Source organism: Noviherbaspirillum pedocola (assembly GCF_016632335.1).
GTDB lineage: Bacteria > Pseudomonadota > Gammaproteobacteria > Burkholderiales > Burkholderiaceae_D > Noviherbaspirillum_A > Noviherbaspirillum_A pedocola.
Map to the genome: position 1 here is coordinate 59,002 of NZ_JAEPBG010000002.1, position 19,151 is coordinate 78,152.

Annotated in this window: 18 protein-coding genes; 16 read left to right on the plus strand and 2 right to left on the minus strand. The window is 61.2% G+C overall.

Annotated elements, in window-relative coordinates:
* Window positions 1-21 precede the first annotated feature (21 nt).
* The 8 genes from pstS to JJB74_RS05430 all read left to right on the plus strand — a co-directional run bounded on the left by pstS (window position 22) and on the right by JJB74_RS05430 (window position 7,673).
* On the plus strand, window positions 22-1,065 hold the full coding sequence (gene pstS, locus JJB74_RS05395) for a phosphate ABC transporter substrate-binding protein PstS (protein ID WP_200590822.1): 1,044 nt from the start codon (window positions 22-24) through the stop codon (window positions 1,063-1,065).
* Window positions 1,066-1,122: 57 nt separating this feature from the next.
* Window positions 1,123-2,154: a phosphate ABC transporter permease subunit PstC gene (gene pstC, locus JJB74_RS05400; RefSeq protein WP_200590823.1), complete on the plus strand. Its 1,032-nt coding sequence runs from the start codon at window positions 1,123-1,125 to the stop codon at window positions 2,152-2,154.
* Window positions 2,151-3,008 (plus strand): phosphate ABC transporter permease PstA, encoded by an 858-nt coding sequence (gene pstA / locus JJB74_RS05405; protein ID WP_200590824.1) that lies wholly within the window; start codon window positions 2,151-2,153, stop codon window positions 3,006-3,008. The genes pstC and pstA overlap by 4 nt, the downstream gene beginning before the upstream one ends.
* A gap of 78 nt (window positions 3,009-3,086) precedes the next feature.
* Window positions 3,087-3,845, plus strand: coding sequence for a phosphate ABC transporter ATP-binding protein PstB (gene pstB, locus JJB74_RS05410; protein WP_200591356.1), 759 nt, complete (start codon window positions 3,087-3,089; stop codon window positions 3,843-3,845).
* A 27-nt stretch (window positions 3,846-3,872) separates the two neighbouring features.
* Window positions 3,873-4,574: a phosphate signaling complex protein PhoU gene (gene phoU, locus JJB74_RS05415; RefSeq protein WP_200590825.1), complete on the plus strand. Its 702-nt coding sequence runs from the start codon at window positions 3,873-3,875 to the stop codon at window positions 4,572-4,574.
* Between the two features lie 7 nt (window positions 4,575-4,581).
* Entirely contained in the window at window positions 4,582-5,271 is a 690-nt protein-coding gene (locus tag JJB74_RS05420) for a response regulator (protein WP_200591357.1), read from the plus strand.
* 16 nt (window positions 5,272-5,287) lie between these two features.
* Window positions 5,288-6,604 carry a phosphate regulon sensor histidine kinase PhoR gene (gene phoR, locus JJB74_RS05425; protein WP_200590826.1) on the plus strand — a complete coding sequence of 439 codons (1,317 nt, stop codon included), beginning with the start codon at window positions 5,288-5,290 and terminating at the stop codon, window positions 6,602-6,604.
* A 130-nt stretch (window positions 6,605-6,734) separates the two neighbouring features.
* A complete protein-coding gene (locus JJB74_RS05430; RefSeq protein WP_200590827.1) occupies window positions 6,735-7,673 on the plus strand; it encodes a patatin-like phospholipase family protein in 939 nt (312 codons plus the stop codon).
* On the opposite strand, the gene JJB74_RS05435 is transcribed toward JJB74_RS05430, so the two are convergent.
* Window positions 7,651-8,205, minus strand: a complete 555-nt coding sequence (locus tag JJB74_RS05435; RefSeq protein ID WP_200590828.1) for a C40 family peptidase — start codon at window positions 8,203-8,205, stop codon at window positions 7,651-7,653. The genes JJB74_RS05430 and JJB74_RS05435 overlap by 23 nt on opposite strands.
* Window positions 8,206-8,312: 107 nt before the next feature.
* Between JJB74_RS05435 and JJB74_RS05440 the strand changes: the two genes are divergently transcribed.
* From JJB74_RS05440 to greA, 5 genes are all read left to right on the plus strand, one after another.
* Window positions 8,313-9,278 (plus strand): response regulator, encoded by a 966-nt coding sequence (locus JJB74_RS05440; protein ID WP_200590829.1) that lies wholly within the window; start codon window positions 8,313-8,315, stop codon window positions 9,276-9,278.
* A 42-nt stretch (window positions 9,279-9,320) separates the two neighbouring features.
* Entirely contained in the window at window positions 9,321-9,728 is a 408-nt protein-coding gene (locus tag JJB74_RS05445; protein ID WP_200590830.1) for a GlcG/HbpS family heme-binding protein, read from the plus strand.
* 228 nt (window positions 9,729-9,956) lie between these two features.
* Entirely contained in the window at window positions 9,957-11,111 is a 1,155-nt protein-coding gene (gene carA / locus JJB74_RS05450) for a glutamine-hydrolyzing carbamoyl-phosphate synthase small subunit (protein ID WP_200590831.1), read from the plus strand.
* Window positions 11,104-14,334, plus strand: coding sequence for a carbamoyl-phosphate synthase large subunit (gene carB, locus JJB74_RS05455; RefSeq protein ID WP_200590832.1), 3,231 nt, complete (start codon window positions 11,104-11,106; stop codon window positions 14,332-14,334). Before carA ends, carB begins: the two co-directional genes overlap by 8 nt.
* A gap of 99 nt (window positions 14,335-14,433) precedes the next feature.
* Entirely contained in the window at window positions 14,434-14,910 is a 477-nt protein-coding gene (gene greA, locus JJB74_RS05460; RefSeq protein ID WP_200590833.1) for a transcription elongation factor GreA, read from the plus strand.
* 125 nt (window positions 14,911-15,035) lie between these two features.
* Here the strand turns inward: greA and JJB74_RS05465 are convergent, their stop codons facing one another.
* Complete coding sequence (locus tag JJB74_RS05465; protein WP_200590834.1) at window positions 15,036-15,509, minus strand: YhbY family RNA-binding protein; 474 nt, start codon at window positions 15,507-15,509, stop codon at window positions 15,036-15,038.
* 31 nt (window positions 15,510-15,540) lie between these two features.
* Between JJB74_RS05465 and JJB74_RS05470 the strand changes: the two genes are divergently transcribed.
* From JJB74_RS05470 to folP, 3 genes are all read left to right on the plus strand, one after another.
* Window positions 15,541-16,185 (plus strand): RlmE family RNA methyltransferase, encoded by a 645-nt coding sequence (locus JJB74_RS05470; protein ID WP_200590835.1) that lies wholly within the window; start codon window positions 15,541-15,543, stop codon window positions 16,183-16,185.
* 132 nt (window positions 16,186-16,317) lie between these two features.
* A complete protein-coding gene (gene ftsH, locus JJB74_RS05475) occupies window positions 16,318-18,201 on the plus strand; it encodes an ATP-dependent zinc metalloprotease FtsH (RefSeq protein WP_200590836.1) in 1,884 nt (627 codons plus the stop codon).
* Window positions 18,202-18,295: 94 nt separating this feature from the next.
* Complete coding sequence (folP, locus tag JJB74_RS05480) at window positions 18,296-19,135, plus strand: dihydropteroate synthase (protein WP_200590837.1); 840 nt, start codon at window positions 18,296-18,298, stop codon at window positions 19,133-19,135.
* The last annotated feature ends 16 nt before the right edge of the window (window positions 19,136-19,151 follow it).

Sequence of the window (19,151 nt, forward strand, 5' to 3'; positions counted from 1 at the left end):
TCTTCAACATTAGGAGTGTCCATGCGCATCCCCCATTTTCTGAAGGCGGCGACCATAGCCGCAGCCACCGTCATGTCGTTCCATTCGGCGCTGGCTGCCGACATCACTGGCGCCGGTGCGACCTTTCCGTATCCGATCTACGCGAAGTGGGCCGAGGCCTACAAGAAGGCCACTGGCGTAGGCATGAACTATCAATCGATAGGTTCGGGCGGCGGCATCAAGCAGATCAAGGCCAAGACCGTGGACTTCGGCGCTTCCGACATGCCGCTGCCGGAAAAGGAGCTCGAGCAGGATGGGCTGATGCAATTCCCGGCGATCATGGGCGGCGTGGTGCCGGTGGTGAATCTCGAAGGCATCAAGGCTGGCCAATTGAAGCTGAGCGGTCCGGTGATTGCAGGCATCTATCTCGGCAAGATCACCAAGTGGAATGCGCCGGAGATCGCGGCGCTCAACCCCGGCATGAAGCTGCCGGCCGAGGACATCACCGTCGTGCACCGCGCCGACGGCTCCGGCACTTCCTTCCTGTGGACCAACTACCTGTCCCAGACCAGCCCGGAGTTCAAGAGCACGGTCGGCGCCGGCACCGCGGTGAAATGGCCCACAGGCGTGGGCGGCAAGGGTAACGAGGGCGTGGCGGCGAACGTGCAGCGCGTCAAGGGCGCCATCGGCTATGTCGAATATGCCTATGCCAAGCGCAACAACATCGCCCATACCCAGCTGCAGAATCGCGATGGCCAGTTCGTGCAGCCCGACGATGAAACCTTCAAGGCCGCAGCCGCCGGCGCCGACTGGGCCAAGACCCCGGGCATGGCCGTGGTGCTGACCAACGAGGCAGGCAAGAACAGCTGGCCGATTACGGGCGCGTCCTTCATCCTGATGCACAAGTCGCAGGCCGATGCTGCCAAGGGCAAGGAAGTGCTGAAGTTCTTCGACTGGGCCTACAAGAATGGCGGTGAGATGGCGACCGAGCTGGATTACGTGGCCATGCCGGCGCCGGTGGTCAAGATGGTGCAGGACAGCTGGAAGGCGCAGCTGAAGGATGCATCGGGCAAGCCGGTCTGGTAATCCGATAGCGGCGGCATCGCGCACGCATGCCGCCGCGCCTCTCTGATGAATGTTCCCATGAGCTCACACTCCACCACCGCCGAAGCCGAGCCTGCCGTGCTGCCGCGCAAGAGCGATGCCGAGACAGCGCTGTCCGAGGAAACGCTGGCGCGCGCAATGCGGCGCCAGCGCCTGCAGGACTTCTTCTTCCACAAGATCACCTTCAGCTTTGCCTTGCTGGTGCTGCTGGTGCTGGCGGGCATCATCGTTTCCCTGATCATCGGATCGATACCGGCGTTCAAGGCCTTCGGCCTCGGCTTCATCACCACGGTGGAATGGGATCCGGTCAATGATGTGTACGGGGCGGCAATTGCGATCGCCGGCACCCTGATCACCTCGGCGATTGCATTGCTGATCGCATTTCCGGTCAGCTTCGGCATCGCGCTGTTCCTTACCGAAATCTGTCCGGGCTGGCTCAGGCGCCCGCTCGGCACCGCGGTCGAGCTGCTGGCCGGCGTGCCCAGCATCATTTACGGCATGTGGGGCCTGTTCGTGTTCGCGCCGTGGTTCGGCGACCATGTGCAGCCGCTGCTGAAATCCACGCTCGGCGCGCTGCCTTATGTCGGCAAGCTGTTTTCAGGCCCAACGATGGGCATCGGCATGCTGACCGCCGGCGTGATCCTGTCGGTAATGATCATTCCCTTCATCTCTTCGGTGATGCGCGATGTGTTCGAAGTGGTGCCGGCGGTGCTGAAGGAGTCGGCTTATGCGCTCGGCTGCACCCAATGGGAAGTCGTACGCAAGGTGGTGCTGCCCTATACCCGCGTCGGCGTGGTCGGCGGCGTGATGCTGGGCCTGGGTCGCGCGCTCGGTGAAACGATGGCAGTGACCTTCGTGATCGGCAATGCGCAGCAGTTGTCGGCCTCGCTGTTCATGCCAGGCAACAGCATTGCGTCGACGCTGGCCAATGAATTCGCCGAAGCCACGCCGGGCCTGCATGTCTCCTCGCTGTATGCGCTCGGCCTGATTCTCTTCATGATCACCTTCATCGTGCTGGCAGCAGCCAAGCTGCTGCTGGTCGCAGTGCAGAAGCGCGAGGGCGCCAAATGACCAATCCGAACAATGCGGTGTATCGCCGCCGGCTGCTTGCGCACCGCATCGGCATCTCGCTGTCCTTTCTGGCGATGGTGGCCGGCATCTTCTTCCTGCTGTGGATTCTGGCAACGCTGGCCATCAAGGGCTTTTCCGCGCTGAGCCTGTCCATGCTCACCGAGACCACGCCTTCGCCCGGCAGCGACGGCGGCGGTTTGATGAACGCCATCGTCGGCAGCCTGTTGATGGTCGGCGTGGCGACCGCGGTCAGCACGCCGATCGGCATCTTCGCGGGCGTCTATCTTGCCGAATACGGCCAGCAGAGCCGCTTTGCGCAGATCACGCGCTTTGTCACCGACATCATGCTGTCAGCGCCATCCATCGTCATCGGCCTGTTCGTGTATGCGATCTTCGTTGCTCACGCCGGGCATTTCTCAGGTTGGGCCGGCAGCTTCGCGATCTCGCTCATCGCCATTCCCGTGGTGGTGCGCACCACCGACAACATGCTGAACCTGGTGCCGACCGCGCTGCGCGAGGCCGCGTTTGCGCTCGGCGCACCGCGCTGGAAGGTGGCGACCCTGGTGCGGCTGCGCGCGGTCAAGGCTGGCGTGATCACCGGTGTGCTGCTGGCTGTGGCCCGCATTTCGGGTGAGACTGCGCCGCTCTTGTTCACCGCGCTCAACAACCAGTTCTACAGCGCCAACATGAACGCGCCGATGGCCAATCTGCCGGTGGTGATCTACCAGTTCGCGATGAGCCCCTACGACAACTGGCGCGCGCTGGCCTGGGGCGGCGCGCTGCTGGTGACCTTCAGCGTGCTGGGCCTGAATATCCTGTCGCGCACCCTGTTCCGCCAGAAAGTGCAGCGCTGAACCTTGACGACTCCAACCATGATGATGAACAACGCTATCGCCACCGCAGTGAAGACCGATGCGAGGCCAGATGCCGGCATGCCGCCGCCGGCGCTGCAGATCTCGAAACTGAACTTCTTCTATGGCGCCTTCCAGGGCCTGAAGAACATCAATCTGGATATCCACGAAAGGAAGGTGACGGCCTTCATCGGCCCGTCCGGCTGCGGTAAATCGACGCTGCTGCGCACGCTCAACCGCATGTACGACCTGTATCCGGGGCAGCGCGCTGAAGGCGACATCCTGTACCGCGGCCGCAATATCCTCGAGCCCGGCCTGGATGTGAACATGCTGCGCGCCCGCATCGGCATGGTGTTCCAGAAGCCGACGCCGTTTCCAATGTCGATCTACGACAACATCGCCTTTGGCGTCAGGCTGTACGAAAACCTGCCGAAAGGCGCGATGGATGAGCGCGTCGAATGGGCGCTGAACAAGGCGGCGCTGTGGAACGAGGTCAAGGACAAGCTCAACAAGAGCGGCCTGTCTTTGTCCGGCGGTCAGCAGCAGCGGCTGTGCATCGCCCGCGGCGTCGCGGTCAAGCCGGATGTGCTGCTGCTGGACGAGCCAACCTCGGCGCTCGATCCGATCTCGACCGCGAAGATCGAAGAGCTCATCAGCGAGCTCAAGCCCGACTACACGATCGCCATCGTCACGCACAACATGCAGCAGGCGGCGCGCTGTTCCGACTACACTGCCTACATGTATCTCGGCGAGCTGGTCGAGTTCGGCGAGACCGACCAGATCTTCATGAACCCGAAGCGCCGCGAGACCCAGGACTACATCACCGGCCGCTTCGGCTAAAACCCGATACAGCGAAGGAAAGACAGCATGCCAAGCGAGCATTCATCCAGGCAATACGACCTGGACCTCGAAGAGATCCGGTCCAAGGTCCTCCTGATGGGCGGCCTGGTGGAAAGCCAGTTCCACGCCGCCCTCGAAACCTTCCGCACCGGCGATGCCGCGCGCGCCGACGCGGTGATCAAGGGCGACGAGCAGGTCAACCGGCTCGAGGTCAGCCTCGACGATGCCTGCAGCCACCTGATCGTGCGCCGGCAGCCGGCGGCCAACGATCTGCGCACCGTGATGGCCACGATCAAGGTCATCACCGACCTCGAGCGCATCGGCGATGAGTCGACCAAGATCGCCCGCGCCGCGCGCAATCTGCAGGAGCGCGCCGTATCGACCATCAATCATTACGAGACCGTGCGCACCATCGCGGAAAACGCCACCAGCCTGCTGCATGACGCGCTGGATGCCTTCGCCCGCCTGGATGCGGCGCAGGCCGCCAGCCTGATTGCGAAGGATGAGCTGATCGATTATGAATTCCGCGTCATCATGCGTACCCTGATCACCTTCATGATGGAAGATCCGCGCACGATCTCGGTTGCGCTCGATACGCTGTGGGTGGCCAAGGCGGTGGAGCGCATCGGCGACCATGCGAAGAACATCGCGGAATATGTGATCTATGTGGTGGAGGGGCGGGATATCCGCCATACCGAGTACGCCCCGAAGGCGTCTCAGCAGGCTTGAGGTGAAGATGACCGTGGAAGCGCCCGACATTCTGATCGTTGAAGATGAACCAGCCATCGTCGAGCTGGTGCGTTACACCCTGAAGGAAGGCGGCTGGAAAGCCGACGCCGTCGACAGTGTCGGCGCCGCCTGGGAATACCTGCAGCGCAAAACGCCGCAACTGGTGCTGCTGGACTGGATGCTGCCGGACCAGTCCGGCCTGCGCTTTTTGTCGCGCCTGCGCGGCGACCGCAATTTTTCCGGCATGCCGGTCATCATGCTGACCGCCAAGAGCATGGAAGAAGACAAGATCGCCGGCCTGAACCAGGGCGCGGACGATTACATCACCAAGCCGTTTTCGCCGCGCGAGCTGTCCGCGCGCATCAAGGCGGTGCTGCGGCGTAAGGCGCCTGAGCATGCGCAAACCGCGATGCGCGCCGGGCCGGTGACGCTGGATCCGATCAGCTGCAGCGTTTCCATCGATGACCGGCGCATTGACATCGGTCATGCCGAGTACAAGCTGCTGAAGTTCTTCATGGCGCATCCGGAGCGGGTGTTTTCGCGCAGCCAGTTGCTCGACAAGGTGTGGGGCGACCATGCGGTGATCGAGGAGCGTACCGTCGATGTCCATGTGCTGCGGCTGCGCAAGGCCTTGAAGGAAGCGGAATCGCTGATACGCACGGTGCGCAGCGTCGGTTACATGTTGTCCGAGAAATGAGGCGCGCCGCGACGCGATGAGTCCCAAGCTCCTGTTCTGGGTGCCGGCGCTGCTGCGCATCCTGCTGATCTTCGCCGGCGCGGCGCTGCTCGGCTATTTCTTCGGGCCGGTCTATGGCCTGGTCGCCGGCATGCTCGCCGCCTGTGCGATGGTGCTGCTGCAGCTCGCTTACCTGTGGCAGCTGTCGGACTGGCTGGACCGGCCCGAAAGCGGTCGTCTGCCCGATGGCTGGGGCGCATGGACCGAAATCTTTTCGCGGCTGTACAAGCTGCGCCGCGAGGATGAGAACAATCGCGCCGAACTGACCGAATGGCTGGCACGCTTTCGCCAGGCAATGAGTCTGCTGCCGGACGGCGTGGTGATCATGGACGATGTGCTGTTCATGGAATGGTGCAATCCAGTGGCGGAAAAGCACCTGGGCCTGTCCAACGAGCGCGACAAGGGCATGCGCGTGACCAACCTGATCCGCAGCCCGCACTTCATCGATTACCTGATCCTTGGTCGCTACGAGCAGCCGCTGACGCTGTCGCTGCGCGAACGCAAGCTGATCGTGCACATCATTCCCTTCGAAAATCGCAGGCAGATCCTGGTCACGCACGACATCACCGAAACCGAGCGCATCGAGATGATGCGGCGCGACTTCATCGCCAATGCCTCGCATGAATTACGCACGCCGCTGACGGTAATCAACGGCTTCCTCGAAATCGCGCTGGGCCAGCCGGACATGGATCGCGAGACCCGTTGCGCTCACCTGAAACTGATGGCCGAGCAGGGGCAGCGCATGCAGAACCTGGTGGAAGACATGCTGTCCCTGACGCGGTTGGAATCGGTCGAATATCCGCTGCGCCCGGAACCGGTGCGCATGGGTTCGCTGCTGGAAGGGGTGAGAAAGGAGGGCGAGGCGCTGTCATCGGGCCGGCACGAGATCACGCTGGAGCTCGATGGCCCGGATATTCGCGGCAGCGCGGAAGAGCTGCGCAGTGCCTTTGGCAATTTGGTGTCCAATGCGGTGCGCTACACGCCGGACGGCGGCCAGATCTGGATCAGTTGGAAGGCGAGCGCTGCCGGTCCGTGCTTCTCGGTGCGCGATACCGGCATTGGCATCCGTCCCGAACATATTTCCCGGCTCACCGAGCGTTTCTACCGGGTCGACAAGGGCCGCTCGCGCGAAACCCGTGGCACCGGGCTGGGCCTGGCCATCGTCAAGCATGTGCTGCTACGTCATGGCGCGCAGCTGCATATCGAATCGCGGCCGGAGGTCGGCAGCACCTTCACCGTCTGCTTTCCGCCGCAATTGGCAGTGGAACAGGAGGCGAGCGCGCTCAGCGTTTGAGCTGCAGCTCCGCGGCGCCCGATTGCGCTTTGCCGCGCAGCCTTTGCGCGACGCCTGGCCACGGCCTGCCGGGCGCTGCCGGCGTTTGGGCTACAATCGCCGACTCGTTTCCCTCCGGATGCATTTCTTCATGTCCCCGCTGCGCCGTTCCCTCTTCATTGCTTCCCTGTTGATCCTCGCCGGCTGCTCGGCATTGCCGGGCAGGCATGCCAGCGTGCCGCAAAGTCCGCCGCAAAACGCAGTCGCACCCAAACCGGTACGCATCGGCCTGGCACTGGGCGGCGGCGCGGCGCGTGGCTTTGCGCATATCGGCGTGATCAAGGCGCTGGAGGCGCAGGGCATCAAGCCCGACCTGGTGGTTGGCACCAGCGCCGGCAGCGTCGTCGGCGCGCTCTATGCCGCCGGTAACAATGGCTTCGCGCTGAACCGCATGGCGCTGGAAATGGACGAGGCGGAGATCTCCGACTGGGCCGTGCCGCTGTTCGCCAAGACTTCCGGCGTGCTCAAGGGCGAAGCGATCCAGACCTATGTGAACCGAGCGGTGCACAACCAGCCGATGGAAAAGTTTCCGATTCCGTTCGGCGCGGTGGCTACCGACCTGGCCAGCGGCAAGCCTATCCTGTTCCGCAGGGGAAATGCCGGCATGGCGGTGCGTGCCTCATCGGCGGTGCCGGGCGTGTTCCAGCCGGTGAAGATCGGCGATCGTACTTATGTCGATGGCGGCCTGGTGGCGCCGGTGCCGGTGCGCTTCGCCCGGGAGATGGGCGCGGATGTGGTCATTGCAGTGAATATTTCCAGCCAGCCCGAGGCACAGATCGGCACCGGCAGCCTGGATGTGATGCTGCAGACGTTCTCGATCATGGGGCAAAGCATCAACCGGACCGAAATGGCCGATGCCGACGTGGTGATCACGCCGAAGCTGGGAGCGATGAAGGGGAGTGATTTCAACGGCCGCAACCTGGCGATTCTGGCCGGAGAGCAGGCGGCGTCCGAGGCGATGCCGCAGATTCGCGCGAAGCTCAAGGCCGCGCGCGAAGGGGAAGCGCTCAGTTCTGCTCGGAGCCGTTGATGCGACGCGCGCCGTTGAAGCGCTTCTTCCAGTACGACAGGTCCATGCTTTCGACGCGGACTGCGCTGCCTGCGGAAGGCGAATGGATGAACTTGTTGTCGCCGAGATAAATGCCGACATGCGAGAAACCGCGGCGCAGCGTGTTGTAGAACACCAAGTCGCCGGGACGCAGATCCTGCGTGTCGACCTTGGCGCCGACGCGGCTGATTTCCTCGCTGGTGCGCGGCAGGTCGGCGCCCCAGGTTTGCTTGAACACGTAACGCACCAGGCCGCTGCAATCGAGGCCGCTTTCCGGCGTATTGCCGCCGTATTTGTAGCGGATGCCGATCAGTCCGAGCGCGCGCATGGCAAGTTCATTGGCGCGGTCGCTGAAGGCGTGGAATGCGCGGTGCACGATGCCATGCTGCGGCGCAGGCTCGTCAGCGGCCATCGCCAGATCCGCGCTCGATGCGAGCGGGGCTGCCGTCAGCATCGCTGCAAACAGGCAAGATCCCAGCAGGATCGACGGAATTCGGTGGCGTTTGACTGTCATTCTTTCTCGCTTGTACCATGCAAGGTCCGAAATGTAAGCGAAGTCCTTGCGGATTGTCAAAGTGTTTTTTGCTTTACGGCAATTCTCTCAAGACGAAAGGTTGGTCTATGGCTGGCGAGATTGGCGCTCACAAAGATGGCATTCGCAGTGCATCCGATAAGCCGGTGCTGCTGATTGCGGACGACTCGCGTATCGTGCGGGCGACTCTGATGAAGCATGTGCAGCACATGTTCGAATTTCGCGAAGCCCCGGATGGTGAGGACGCTTGGGAACAGCTGCTGCGCGATCCCGATATTCAGCTCGTGATCACGGACCTGACCATGCCACGCCTCGACGGCTATGGCTTGTTGCAACGCATGCGCGCCTCGCCGATGCGGCGGCTGAAGGAAATGCCGGTTGTGGTGGTGTCCGGCAGCGACGATCCCGAAGAGCGCGAACGCGCCCGCGCGTGCGGCGCCACCGATCTGATCACCAAGGGCATGCCGACCGAGCAACTGGTGTCGCGGCTGGACATTCTGGCCCAACTGGTACGCAGCCAGGATCAATTTGAGCGCGCCGAGAGTGGCGACTTCCATGCGGCGACGCAATCCCTGACTTCCCCTTACGTGTTCCATTCCGAAGCCGAAGCGATGCTGCGCCACACGGTGCGGCACCGGCAGGATTTCACGCTCTTGTGCCTGGCATTGGCAGCCACGGGCGGCGATATGCCGGAATCAGTACTGGAAGCCGTCAGCCTGGCGCTCAAGCGCACCATACGCCAGACCGATACGCTGGCGCGTACCGGCGCCACGGAATTCACCATCACCACCGCCAGCCTGGATGCACAGGCGTCGCGCGGTTTCGGCGACCGCCTTTGTCGGCTCGCGGTACAGGTCGGCGCGGAAACGGATCAGTCCCTCGGTCTGATCGCTTCCTGTGGTGTCGTCTCTGTCGAGGAATTTCCCGGCGGCAGGGCGGTGCTGCACGATTTGTGGGACTTGGCGCGGCGTCGCTGCCTGGTCGGCCTGGGCAAGAGCAGATCGGGTGCCGTCGGTGCGACCGAGGAGCTTGCGCTGAAGTCAAATGCAACCTAGTGCGCTTATCGTACAATCCCGCTTTCTTATCAAGGAGTAATGATGCAATCGAAGCAAGTATTGGGCCTCGCCGAAGCCAAGAAAATCGCTGCTGCTGCAGAAGCCGAAGCCATCGCCAACAACTGGGCTGTGACGATTTCCATCGTCGATGACGGCGGCCACCTGCTGTGGCTGCAGCGCCTGGATGGCGCTGCGCCGATTTCCGCGCACATCGCGCCGGCCAAAGCTCGTACGGCCGCGCTCGGCCGTCGTGAAACCAAGGTTTACGAAGACATGATCAACAACGGTCGCTTTTCCTTCATCACCGCGCCGGAACTGGAAGGCATGCTCGAAGGCGGCGTGCCGGTGATGATCGGCGGCCAGTGCGTCGGCGCGGTCGGCGTTTCCGGCGTCAAATCTTCCGAAGACGTGCAGATTGCCAAGGCTGGCATCGCCGCACTGAATTCCTGACGACAACGCTGATGGCGGTAACTCTGCAGGCAAAGCAATTTGCCTGCAGAGTGTCGGTGCGGCTATAATTCTGCGGTTTAGCCAAATATCACCCGCCGTAGCGCAATTCTTCCTTTCCAGTCCCGAGATAACCCGGCAGCTCCATCGATCGCGCGATCGCGTCGGGCGAGAGTTGTTGACAAGTTGTTCCGGCCCAGCGCGCGGCGGTAACCACACCAGGAGTTACCCTTGCCGCCATTCTTCCAGGGCCAACCAGTTCCGGCCATACTCGCGCTCGCGGATGGCTCGATTTTCCACGGGGTCTCGATCGGCGCTTCCGGTCAGACCATCGGCGAAGTCGTGTTCAACACTGCGATGACGGGCTACCAGGAAATCCTCACCGACCCCAGCTACAACAGCCAGATCGTCACGCTGACCTATCCGCACATCGGCAACACCGGCGTCAATGCCGAAGACGTCGAAGCCTCACGCATCCATGCCGCCGGACTGATCATTCGCGATCTGCCGCTGCGCGTATCGAATTTCCGAGCACAGCAATCGCTGTCCGACTATCTGAAATCGCAGAACGTGGTTGGCATCGCCAACATCGACACCCGCCGCCTGACGCGCCTGCTGCGCGAAAAGGGCGCGCAGAACGGTGCGATTCTCGCCGGCGCGGATGCCACGGTCGAAGATGCGCTGGCCCTGGCGCGTTCCTTCCCCGGCCTGTCGGGCATGGACCTGGCAAAAGTCGTTTCCACGAAAGAGCCGTATGTCTGGACCGAAACCGAGTGGAAACTCGGCGCCGGCGTCGGCAAGCAGGAAGCGCCGAAATTCCACGTGGTCGCGTACGACTACGGCGTGAAGTACAACATCCTGCGCATGCTGGCCGAGCGCGGCTGCAAGATCACCGTTCTGCCGGCGCAGGCCAGCGCCGAAGACGCGCTGAAGCTCAATCCGGACGGCATCTTCCTGTCCAACGGCCCGGGCGATCCGGAGCCCTGCGATTACGCCATCCGCGCCTCGCAGGAATTGATCGAGCGCGGCATCCCGACCTTCGGCATCTGCCTTGGCCACCAGCTGATGGCGCTGGCTTCCGGCGCGCGCACGCTGAAAATGAAGTTCGGCCACCACGGCGCCAACCACCCGGTGCAGGACCTGGACAGCAAGCGGGTGATGATCACCTCGCAGAACCACGGCTTTGCAGTGGACGCCGCAACGCTGCCGGCCAACTGCCGCGTCACCCATGTGTCGCTGTTCGACAATTCCCTGCAGGGCTTCGAGCGCACCGACCGCCCGGCCTTCTGCTTCCAGGGTCATCCGGAGGCGTCTCCGGGCCCGACCGATATCGCCCCCCTGTTCGATCGCTTCGTGGCGATGATGGAGAAACACAAACATGCCTAAGCGCAACGACATTAAAAGCATATTGATCATCGGCGCTGGCCCGATCGTGATCGGCCAGGCCTGCGAATTCGACTATTCCGGCGCCCAGGCCTGCAAGGCGCTGCGCCAGGAAGGCTATCGCGTCATCCTGGTCAACAGCAATCCGGCGACCATCATGACCGACCCGGAAATGGCCGATGTCACCTACATCGAGCCGATCACCTGGCAGATGGTGGAGCGCATCATCGACAAGGAACGCCCGGACGCGATCCTGCCGACCATGGGCGGCCAGACCGCGCTGAACTGCGCGCTCGATCTGTGGCGCAACGGCGTGCTCGACAAATACAAGTGCGAGCTGATCGGCGCGACGCCGGAAGCCATCGACAAGGCCGAGGACCGCTCCAAGTTCAAGGATGCGATGACCAAGATCGGCCTCGGTTCGGCCCGTTCCGGCATTGCGCACAGCCTGGACGAAGCATGGACAGTGCAGAAGACCGTCGGCTTTCCGGTCATCATCCGTCCGTCGTTCACGATGGGCGGCAGCGGCGGCGGCATCGCCTACAACGCCGAGGAATTCGAAGCCATCTGCAAGCGCGGCCTGGAAGCCTCGCCGACGAATGAGCTGCTGATCGAGGAATCGCTGATCGGCTGGAAAGAATTCGAGATGGAAGTCGTCCGCGACAAGAAGGACAACTGCATCATCGTCTGCTCGATCGAAAACCTGGATCCGATGGGCGTGCATACCGGTGACTCGATCACCGTCGCGCCGGCCCAGACGCTGACCGACAAGGAATACCAGATCATGCGCAACGCCTCGCTGGCGGTGCTGCGCGAGATCGGCGTCGACACCGGCGGCTCGAACGTGCAGTTCGCGATCAATCCGAAGGACGGCCGCATGATCGTTATCGAGATGAATCCGCGCGTGTCGCGTTCCTCGGCGCTGGCGTCGAAGGCCACCGGTTTCCCGATCGCGAAGATCGCGGCCAAGCTGGCGGTCGGCTTCACGCTGGACGAGCTGCGCAACGAGATCACCGGCGGCGCGACCCCGGCCTCGTTCGAGCCGAGCATCGACTATGTCGTCACCAAGATCCCGCGCTTCGCGTTCGAGAAATTCCCGCAGGCCGACAGCCACCTGACCACGCAGATGAAATCGGTGGGCGAGGTGATGGCGATCGGCCGTACCTTCCAGGAATCCTTTCAGAAAGCGCTGCGCGGACTGGAAGTCGGCGTCGACGGCATGAACGAAAAGACGGTCGACCGCGAGGTGATCGAGGAAGAACTCGGCGAGCCGGGTCCGGAGCGGATCTGGTACGTCGGCGATGCGTTCGCCCAGGGCTTCACGCTGGAAGAAGTCCAGGCGCTGACCCATATCGATCCGTGGTTCCTGGCGCAGATCAAGGAAATCGTCGACATCGAACTGTGGCTGGAAACCCAGACGCTGGAAGGCCTGAGCAAGGACGTGCTGCTGCAGTTGAAGCGCAAGGGCTACGCCGACCGTCGCCTCGCCAAGCTGCTGAAGACCACCGACAAGGCCGTGCGCGAGCGTCGCCGCGCGCTGAATGTGCGCCCGGTCTACAAGCGCGTCGACACCTGCGCCGGCGAATTCGACACCGGCACCGCCTACATGTATTCGACCTACGAGGAAGAGTGCGAGTCGCGCCCGACCGACCGCAAGAAGATCATGGTGCTGGGCGGCGGTCCGAACCGCATCGGCCAGGGCATCGAGTTCGACTACTGCTGCGTGCATGCGGCGCTGGCAATGCGGGATGACGGCTATGAAACCATCATGGTCAACTGCAACCCGGAGACTGTGTCCACCGACTACGACACTTCCGACCGCCTGTACTTCGAGCCGCTGACGCTGGAAGACGTGCTGGAAATCGTCGACAAGGAAAAGCCTTACGGCGTGATCGTGCAGTACGGCGGTCAGACCCCGCTGAAGCTGGCGCTGGATCTTGAAGCCAATGGCGTGCCCATCGTCGGCACCTCGCCGGACATGATCGACGCCGCCGAAGACCGCGAGCGTTTCCAGAAGCTGCTGCAGGACCTGGAACTGCGCCAGCCGCCGAACCGCACCGCGCGCACCGAGGAAGAAGCGCTGCGCCTGGCGCAGGAAATCGGCTATCCGCTGGTGGTGCGTCCGTCCTATGTGCTGGGCGGCCGCGCGATGGAAATCGTGCACGAGCAGCGCGATCTCGAGCGCTACATGCGTGAAGCGGTGAAGGTGTCCAACGATTCGCCGGTGCTGCTGGACCGCTTCCTGAACGATGCGATCGAAGTCGACGTCGACTGCCTGTCCGACGGTAAGCGCACCTTCATCGGCGGCGTGATGGAACATATCGAACAGGCTGGCGTGCACTCGGGCGATTCGGCCTGCTCGCTGCCGCCGTATTCCTTATCGCAGGCGACCATCGATGAACTCAAGCGCCAGACCGCGCTGATGGCCAAGGGCCTGAACGTGGTCGGCCTGATGAATGTGCAGTTCGCCATTCAGCAGCAGCAAGTCGATGGCGAAACCCGCGACGTGGTGTATGTGCTTGAGGTAAACCCGCGTGCATCGCGCACCGTGCCGTATGTATCGAAGGCGACCGGCCTGCAACTGGCCAAGATCGCGGCGCGCTGCATGGTCGGCCAGTCGCTGGATAGCCAGGGCGTCATCAATGAAGTCGTGCCGCCTTACTACAGCGTGAAGGAAGCGGTGTTCCCGTTCGTGAAATTCCCAGGCGTGGATACCATCCTCGGACCGGAAATGAAGTCGACCGGCGAAGTCATGGGTGTGGGCCGTACCTTCGGCGAAGCGTTCGTGAAGTCGCAGATGGGCGCCGGCGTGCGTCTGCCGAGCTCGGGCAAGGTGTTCCTGTCGGTGAAGGCCAGCGACAAGCCGCGCGCGGTGCAGGTGGCGCGCGATTTGGTAGCGATCGGCTTCTCGGTAGTGGCGACGAAGGGGACTGCTGCTGCGATCAGCGCGGCGGGCATCCCGGTCGAAACCGTCAACAAGGTTGCCGAAGGCCGGCCGCACATCGTGGACATGATCAAGAACAATGAAATTGCCCTGGTCATCAACACGGTGGAAGAAAAGCGCAATGCGATCGTCGATTCGCGTGCGATCCGTACGTCGGCACTTGCGGCGCGGGTGACAACCTACACCACGATCGCTGGCGCCGAGGCCGCGGTCGAGGGCATGGCCCACCTCAACGAACTGCATGCCTACGATTTACAAGGCCTGCACAAAACCTTAAACTAGCCCATCACTTTTATAGCCACAGAGGCTGCAATGAATTCCCCGGTACGCCGGGGAATTCTTCTTGCGGCCTCTGTGGTTTTCATTTAGGCGGATAAAAATATGAGTTCTGTTCCCATCACCAAGCACGGCGCGGAATTGCTGAAGCAGGAATTGGCGCGCCTGAAATCGAAGGATCGTCCGGCCGTCATCAGCGCCATCGCCGAAGCGCGCGCGCAGGGTGATCTGTCCGAAAACGCTGAATACGATGCCGCCAAGGAGCGCCAGAGCTTCATCGAGGGTCGGATCGCAGAACTCGAAGGCAAGCTGAGCGCTGCGCAAATCATCGATCCGTCATTGCTGGACAAGGATGGGCGCGTCGTATTCGGCTCGACGGTGGTGCTGGAAGACTTGGAGAGCGGCGACGAGGTCACTTATCAGATCGTCGGCGTCGACGAAGCTGACCTGAAGGAAAACAAAGTATCCATCACGTCGCCGATCGCGCGCGCCTTGATTGGCAAGTCGGCGGGTGATGTCGCGGAAGTTCAGGCGCCGGCGGGCATACGCGAATACGAAGTCCTGGAAGTGCGTTACGTCTAGAAAGAGGGCTGAAGAGAAAGCCGGTATTTCGATTTTCTCTGCTCAGCCATTTGGCCGGCGGGCTGCGTCTGCGTCTCGCGGATGGGGACGAAGGCAAGCGCTGCCGGAAATGCGTCCGCCACGCGTCAACCGCGGCCGAGAGCTGATTTCTTTTGACTGGTCTGGCGCCGTTTCGCGCGCTTGATATTGCCGCCCGCGGTGACCCGTTCATTTCCCTTGACCAGCACGCGGGTAACTGAAGGACGCTTGGTGCCGCTCGCGCTCGGCTTGACGATGGTGACTTCGCGCAAGCCGCCTGCCTTTCTGGTGCCGCGCGCTTTCTTCTCTTCCTGCTTCGGTCGGTACACCACCAGCAGTTTGCCGATATGCTGAATCGGCGCTGCGCCCAATTCATTGCAAATCTTGTCGTAGATGGCGATGCGTTCATCGCGGTCGTCGCCAAAGACGCGTACCTTGATCAGGCCGTGGGCATTGAGGCCGGCATCGATTTCCTTCATGACCGCCGGCGTCAGGCCGGCATCGCCGATCAGGACGATGGGATTGAGGCCGTGAGCTTCGGAACGCAAAGCGCTGCGCTCTGCGGGTGTGAGTTTAAGCATGACTATCCTTTAAAAGCGGTATTTTAAGCGAATGGCCAAGAACAAATTGAACAAAAACTGGCTTCACGATCATGTCAACGATCCCTATGTGAAGCTGGCGCAGAAGGAAGGTTTCCGGGCCCGTGCGGCCTACAAGCTTAAGGAAATCGACGAAGCCGAGAAGCTGATACGACCGGGCCAGATCATTGTCGACCTGGGTAGTACGCCCGGCAGCTGGTCACAATATGCGCGCCAGAAGCTGGCCGGAAAGCCGGGCGGCGGCATAGACGGCATCATCATCGGACTGGACATGCTGCCGATGGAGCCGATTGCCGATGTGCACTTCATTCTTGGCGACTTTCGCGAGGACGATGTGCTGACTCAGCTGGAACAAGTCGTCGGCGATCGGAAGGTGGACTTGGTGCTGTCGGACATGGCGCCGAATCTGTCCGGCATCGCCGTCACCGATGCCGCGCGGGTCGAGCACATCATTGACCTGGCGCTTGATTTTGCACGTGCCCATCTGAAACCTTCGGGCAGTCTTCTCGTCAAATGTTTCAACGGAACCGGTTTTAATGAGATTCTTGCGAAATTCCGGAGCGAATTCAAAACCGTGATTCAGAAAAAACCGAAGGCAAGCAGGGACAAATCTTCCGAAGTCTTTTTGTTGGGCAAAGTGTTAAAAAACCCCGGTTGAGTCAATTTTTCGCACTTTTTGCTCTTGATTCAGCCCGGATTCGGCCCGATATCGTGCCTAGTAAGCGGGTTCTATTGCGGGTAGAATCAATTCGTCCGTGAGAGGGGCCTTTCCTGAGCCTAAGGAGTTCTAGTGAACAACATGTTTTCCAAAGCCGCCATATGGGTGGTGATTGCCTTGGTCCTCTTTACTGTTTTTAAACAGTTCGATGACCGCGGCCTGTCCGGTGGCGCAACGCCCATAGCGTATTCGGACTTCCTGGACGAGGTGAAGGCCAAGCATATCAAGGAGGCTACCATTGAGGATCGCAGCATTATTGCGACCACGGTGGATGGCAAGAAGATCAAGGCGACGGTCACCAATCTCGACCGCGGCCTGATCGGCGACCTGGTCAATAACGACGTGAAGTTCGACGTCAAGCAACCGGAACCGCCATCCTTCCTTTCCCAAGTTTTCATTTCCTGGTTCCCGATGCTGCTGCTGATCGGCGTCTGGGTGTTTTTCATGCGTCAGATGCAGGGCGGCGGCAAGGGAGGCGCATTCTCCTTTGGCAAATCCAAGGCGCGCATGCTGGATGAGAACAGCAATGCGATTACCTTCGCCGACGTGGCGGGTTGCGATGAAGCCAAGGAAGAGGTGCAGGAGCTGGTCGACTTCCTGCGCGATCCGACCAAGTTCCAGAAGCTGGGTGGTCGCATCCCGCGTGGCGTGCTGATGGTTGGCCCGCCGGGTACCGGTAAAACCTTGCTCGCCCGCGCAATCGCCGGCGAAGCGAAAGTCCCGTTCTTCACCATCTCCGGTTCGGACTTTGTCGAGATGTTTGTCGGCGTGGGTGCTTCCCGCGTCCGCGACATGTTCGAGAATGCGAAAAAGCATTCGCCCTGCATTATCTTCATCGACGAGATCGACGCGGTCGGTCGCCATCGTGGCGCCGGCATGGGCGGCGGTAACGATGAACGCGAGCAGACGCTGAACCAGTTGCTGGTCGAGATGGATGGTTTCGAAGCCAACACCGGTGTCATCGTCATTGCTGCAACCAACCGCGCTGACGTGCTGGACAAGGCGCTGCTGCGTCCCGGCCGTTTCGATCGACAGGTGATCGTCGGTTTGCCGGATATTCGCGGTCGCGAGCAGATTCTTTACGTGCATATGCGCAAGGTGCCGATTGCTCCGGACGTCAAGGCGGATGTGCTGGCGCGCGGTACGCCGGGTTTCTCTGGCGCCGATCTTGCGAACCTGGTCAATGAAGCGGCTCTGTTTGCTGCCCGACGCAACAAGCGTCTGGTGGAAATGCAGGATTTTGAAGATGCGAAGGACAAGATCGTCATGGGTCCGGAGCGCAAGTCCGCCGTCATGCGCGAGGAAGAGCGCCGCAATACCGCTTACCATGAGTCTGGTCACGCAGTGGTTGCCAAGCTGTTGCCCAAAGCGGATCCGGTGCACAAGGTAACGATCATGCCGCGCGGTTTTGCCTTGGGTCTGACGTGGCAACTGCCCGAGCATGACCGCGTCAATATGTACAAGGACAAGATGCTCGAGGAAATCGCGATCCTGTTCGCCGGACGTATTGCTGAAGAAGTGTTCATGCATCAGATGTCCACCGGCGCTTCAAACGACTTCGAGCGCGCGACCAAACTGGCACGTGCCATGGTGACGCGTTACGGCATGTCGGAAACCTTGGGCACGATGGTCTACGAAGATGCCGAGCAGGATAACTATTTCGGACGCATGTCCGCAAAGACCGTATCCGAGGCGACGCAGCAAAAGGTCGATCAGGAAATTCGCAGCATTCTGGATACGCAATATGCGCTGTCGCGCCGCCTGATTGAGGAGAACAAGGCCAAGGTGGATTTGATGGCCAATACGCTGCTCGAATGGGAGACCATCGATGCGGACCAGATCAACGACATCATGGAAGGCCGCGAACCGCGTCCGCCGAAATCCGGTGTGCCGCCACGGCGCACGCCGGATAGCAACAGCGGCGGATTGACTCCGACGGCGCCGGCACCGGCCTAACGCAAACGCGCCATCGAGCTAGAAACTTGTAATTCCATCAGCAACAAGAAAGGCGAGGAGTAAAATCCTCGCCTTTCTTGTTTTGGAATTCGGCATGCAATCCACCATGATTTGCGGTCGCTACAGGCTACCGCTGAATGGCCCGGGGTCACGCCCCTTGGTAATGGGCATACTCAATGTCACGCCCGATTCCTTCTCCGATGGCGGTCGTTATCAAGCCTTGGAGAGTGCCATCGACCGTGCCGAGCAAATGATCGCTGAGGGCGCGGATATTGTCGATATCGGTGCCGAGTCGACTCGTCCAGGCATCGATCCCTTGCCAGTGGCGGAAGAATTGGAACGTTTGCTTCCAGTGTTATATGCGCTGCGAGATTGCGGCAAACCTATATCCGTGGATACTCGCAATCCGCTGGTAATGCGCGAAGCGCTTGTGGCCGGCGCGGACATGATCAATGACGTCAATGGATTTCGTGCGACGGGCGCATTAGAGGCGCTGGAAGGTAGTGATTGCGGTATTTGCGTGATGCACATGCAAAACGACCCGGCAACGATGCAGGTCCAGCCGCATTACGACGATGTATGCGCTGAAGTCCAAAGCTTTCTGCACGAGCGGACGCAGGAGCTGTTGAATGCCGGTGTTGCTCGAGGCCGACTTTGTATCGATCCAGGAATTGGCTTCGGGAAAACTACAGCGCATAATATTGCTCTATTGAAATACATTGCATTGTTGCGACAGCAACTTGATTTCCCTCTACTAGTGGGAGTGTCGCGCAAGTCCATAATTGGCACCATCACCGGGAAACCCGTTGATGATCGTGTTGTCGGGAGCGTCGCTGCGGCAATCATGTGCGCACAGCAAGGTGCCGATATTGTGCGGGTGCATGATGTCGGTGCCACTGTGGATGCATTAAAGGTATGGCAGGCGCTTCGCTAAGCCAACCCGGTACAAA

Coding starts and splice junctions, on each gene's coding strand:
- pstS (WP_200590822.1), top strand. CDS start 22: ATGCGCATCCCCCATTTTCTGAAGGCGGCGACCATAGCCGCAGCCACC.
- JJB74_RS05470 (WP_200590835.1), top strand. CDS start 15,541: ATGGCCAAGAACAAATTGAACAAAAACTGGCTTCACGATCATGTCAAC.
- JJB74_RS05430 (WP_200590827.1), top strand. CDS start 6,735: ATGTCCCCGCTGCGCCGTTCCCTCTTCATTGCTTCCCTGTTGATCCTC.
- phoU (WP_200590825.1), top strand. CDS start 3,873: ATGCCAAGCGAGCATTCATCCAGGCAATACGACCTGGACCTCGAAGAG.
- JJB74_RS05420 (WP_200591357.1), top strand. CDS start 4,582: ATGACCGTGGAAGCGCCCGACATTCTGATCGTTGAAGATGAACCAGCC.
- JJB74_RS05445 (WP_200590830.1), top strand. CDS start 9,321: ATGCAATCGAAGCAAGTATTGGGCCTCGCCGAAGCCAAGAAAATCGCT.
- carB (WP_200590832.1), top strand. CDS start 11,104: ATGCCTAAGCGCAACGACATTAAAAGCATATTGATCATCGGCGCTGGC.
- pstA (WP_200590824.1), top strand. CDS start 2,151: ATGACCAATCCGAACAATGCGGTGTATCGCCGCCGGCTGCTTGCGCAC.
- pstB (WP_200591356.1), top strand. CDS start 3,087: ATGCCGCCGCCGGCGCTGCAGATCTCGAAACTGAACTTCTTCTATGGC.
- pstC (WP_200590823.1), top strand. CDS start 1,123: ATGAGCTCACACTCCACCACCGCCGAAGCCGAGCCTGCCGTGCTGCCG.
- greA (WP_200590833.1), top strand. CDS start 14,434: ATGAGTTCTGTTCCCATCACCAAGCACGGCGCGGAATTGCTGAAGCAG.
- folP (WP_200590837.1), top strand. CDS start 18,296: ATGCAATCCACCATGATTTGCGGTCGCTACAGGCTACCGCTGAATGGC.
- JJB74_RS05435 (WP_200590828.1), bottom strand. CDS start 8,205: ATGACAGTCAAACGCCACCGAATTCCGTCGATCCTGCTGGGATCTTGC.
- JJB74_RS05465 (WP_200590834.1), bottom strand. CDS start 15,509: ATGCTTAAACTCACACCCGCAGAGCGCAGCGCTTTGCGTTCCGAAGCT.
- phoR (WP_200590826.1), top strand. CDS start 5,288: ATGAGTCCCAAGCTCCTGTTCTGGGTGCCGGCGCTGCTGCGCATCCTG.
- JJB74_RS05440 (WP_200590829.1), top strand. CDS start 8,313: ATGGCTGGCGAGATTGGCGCTCACAAAGATGGCATTCGCAGTGCATCC.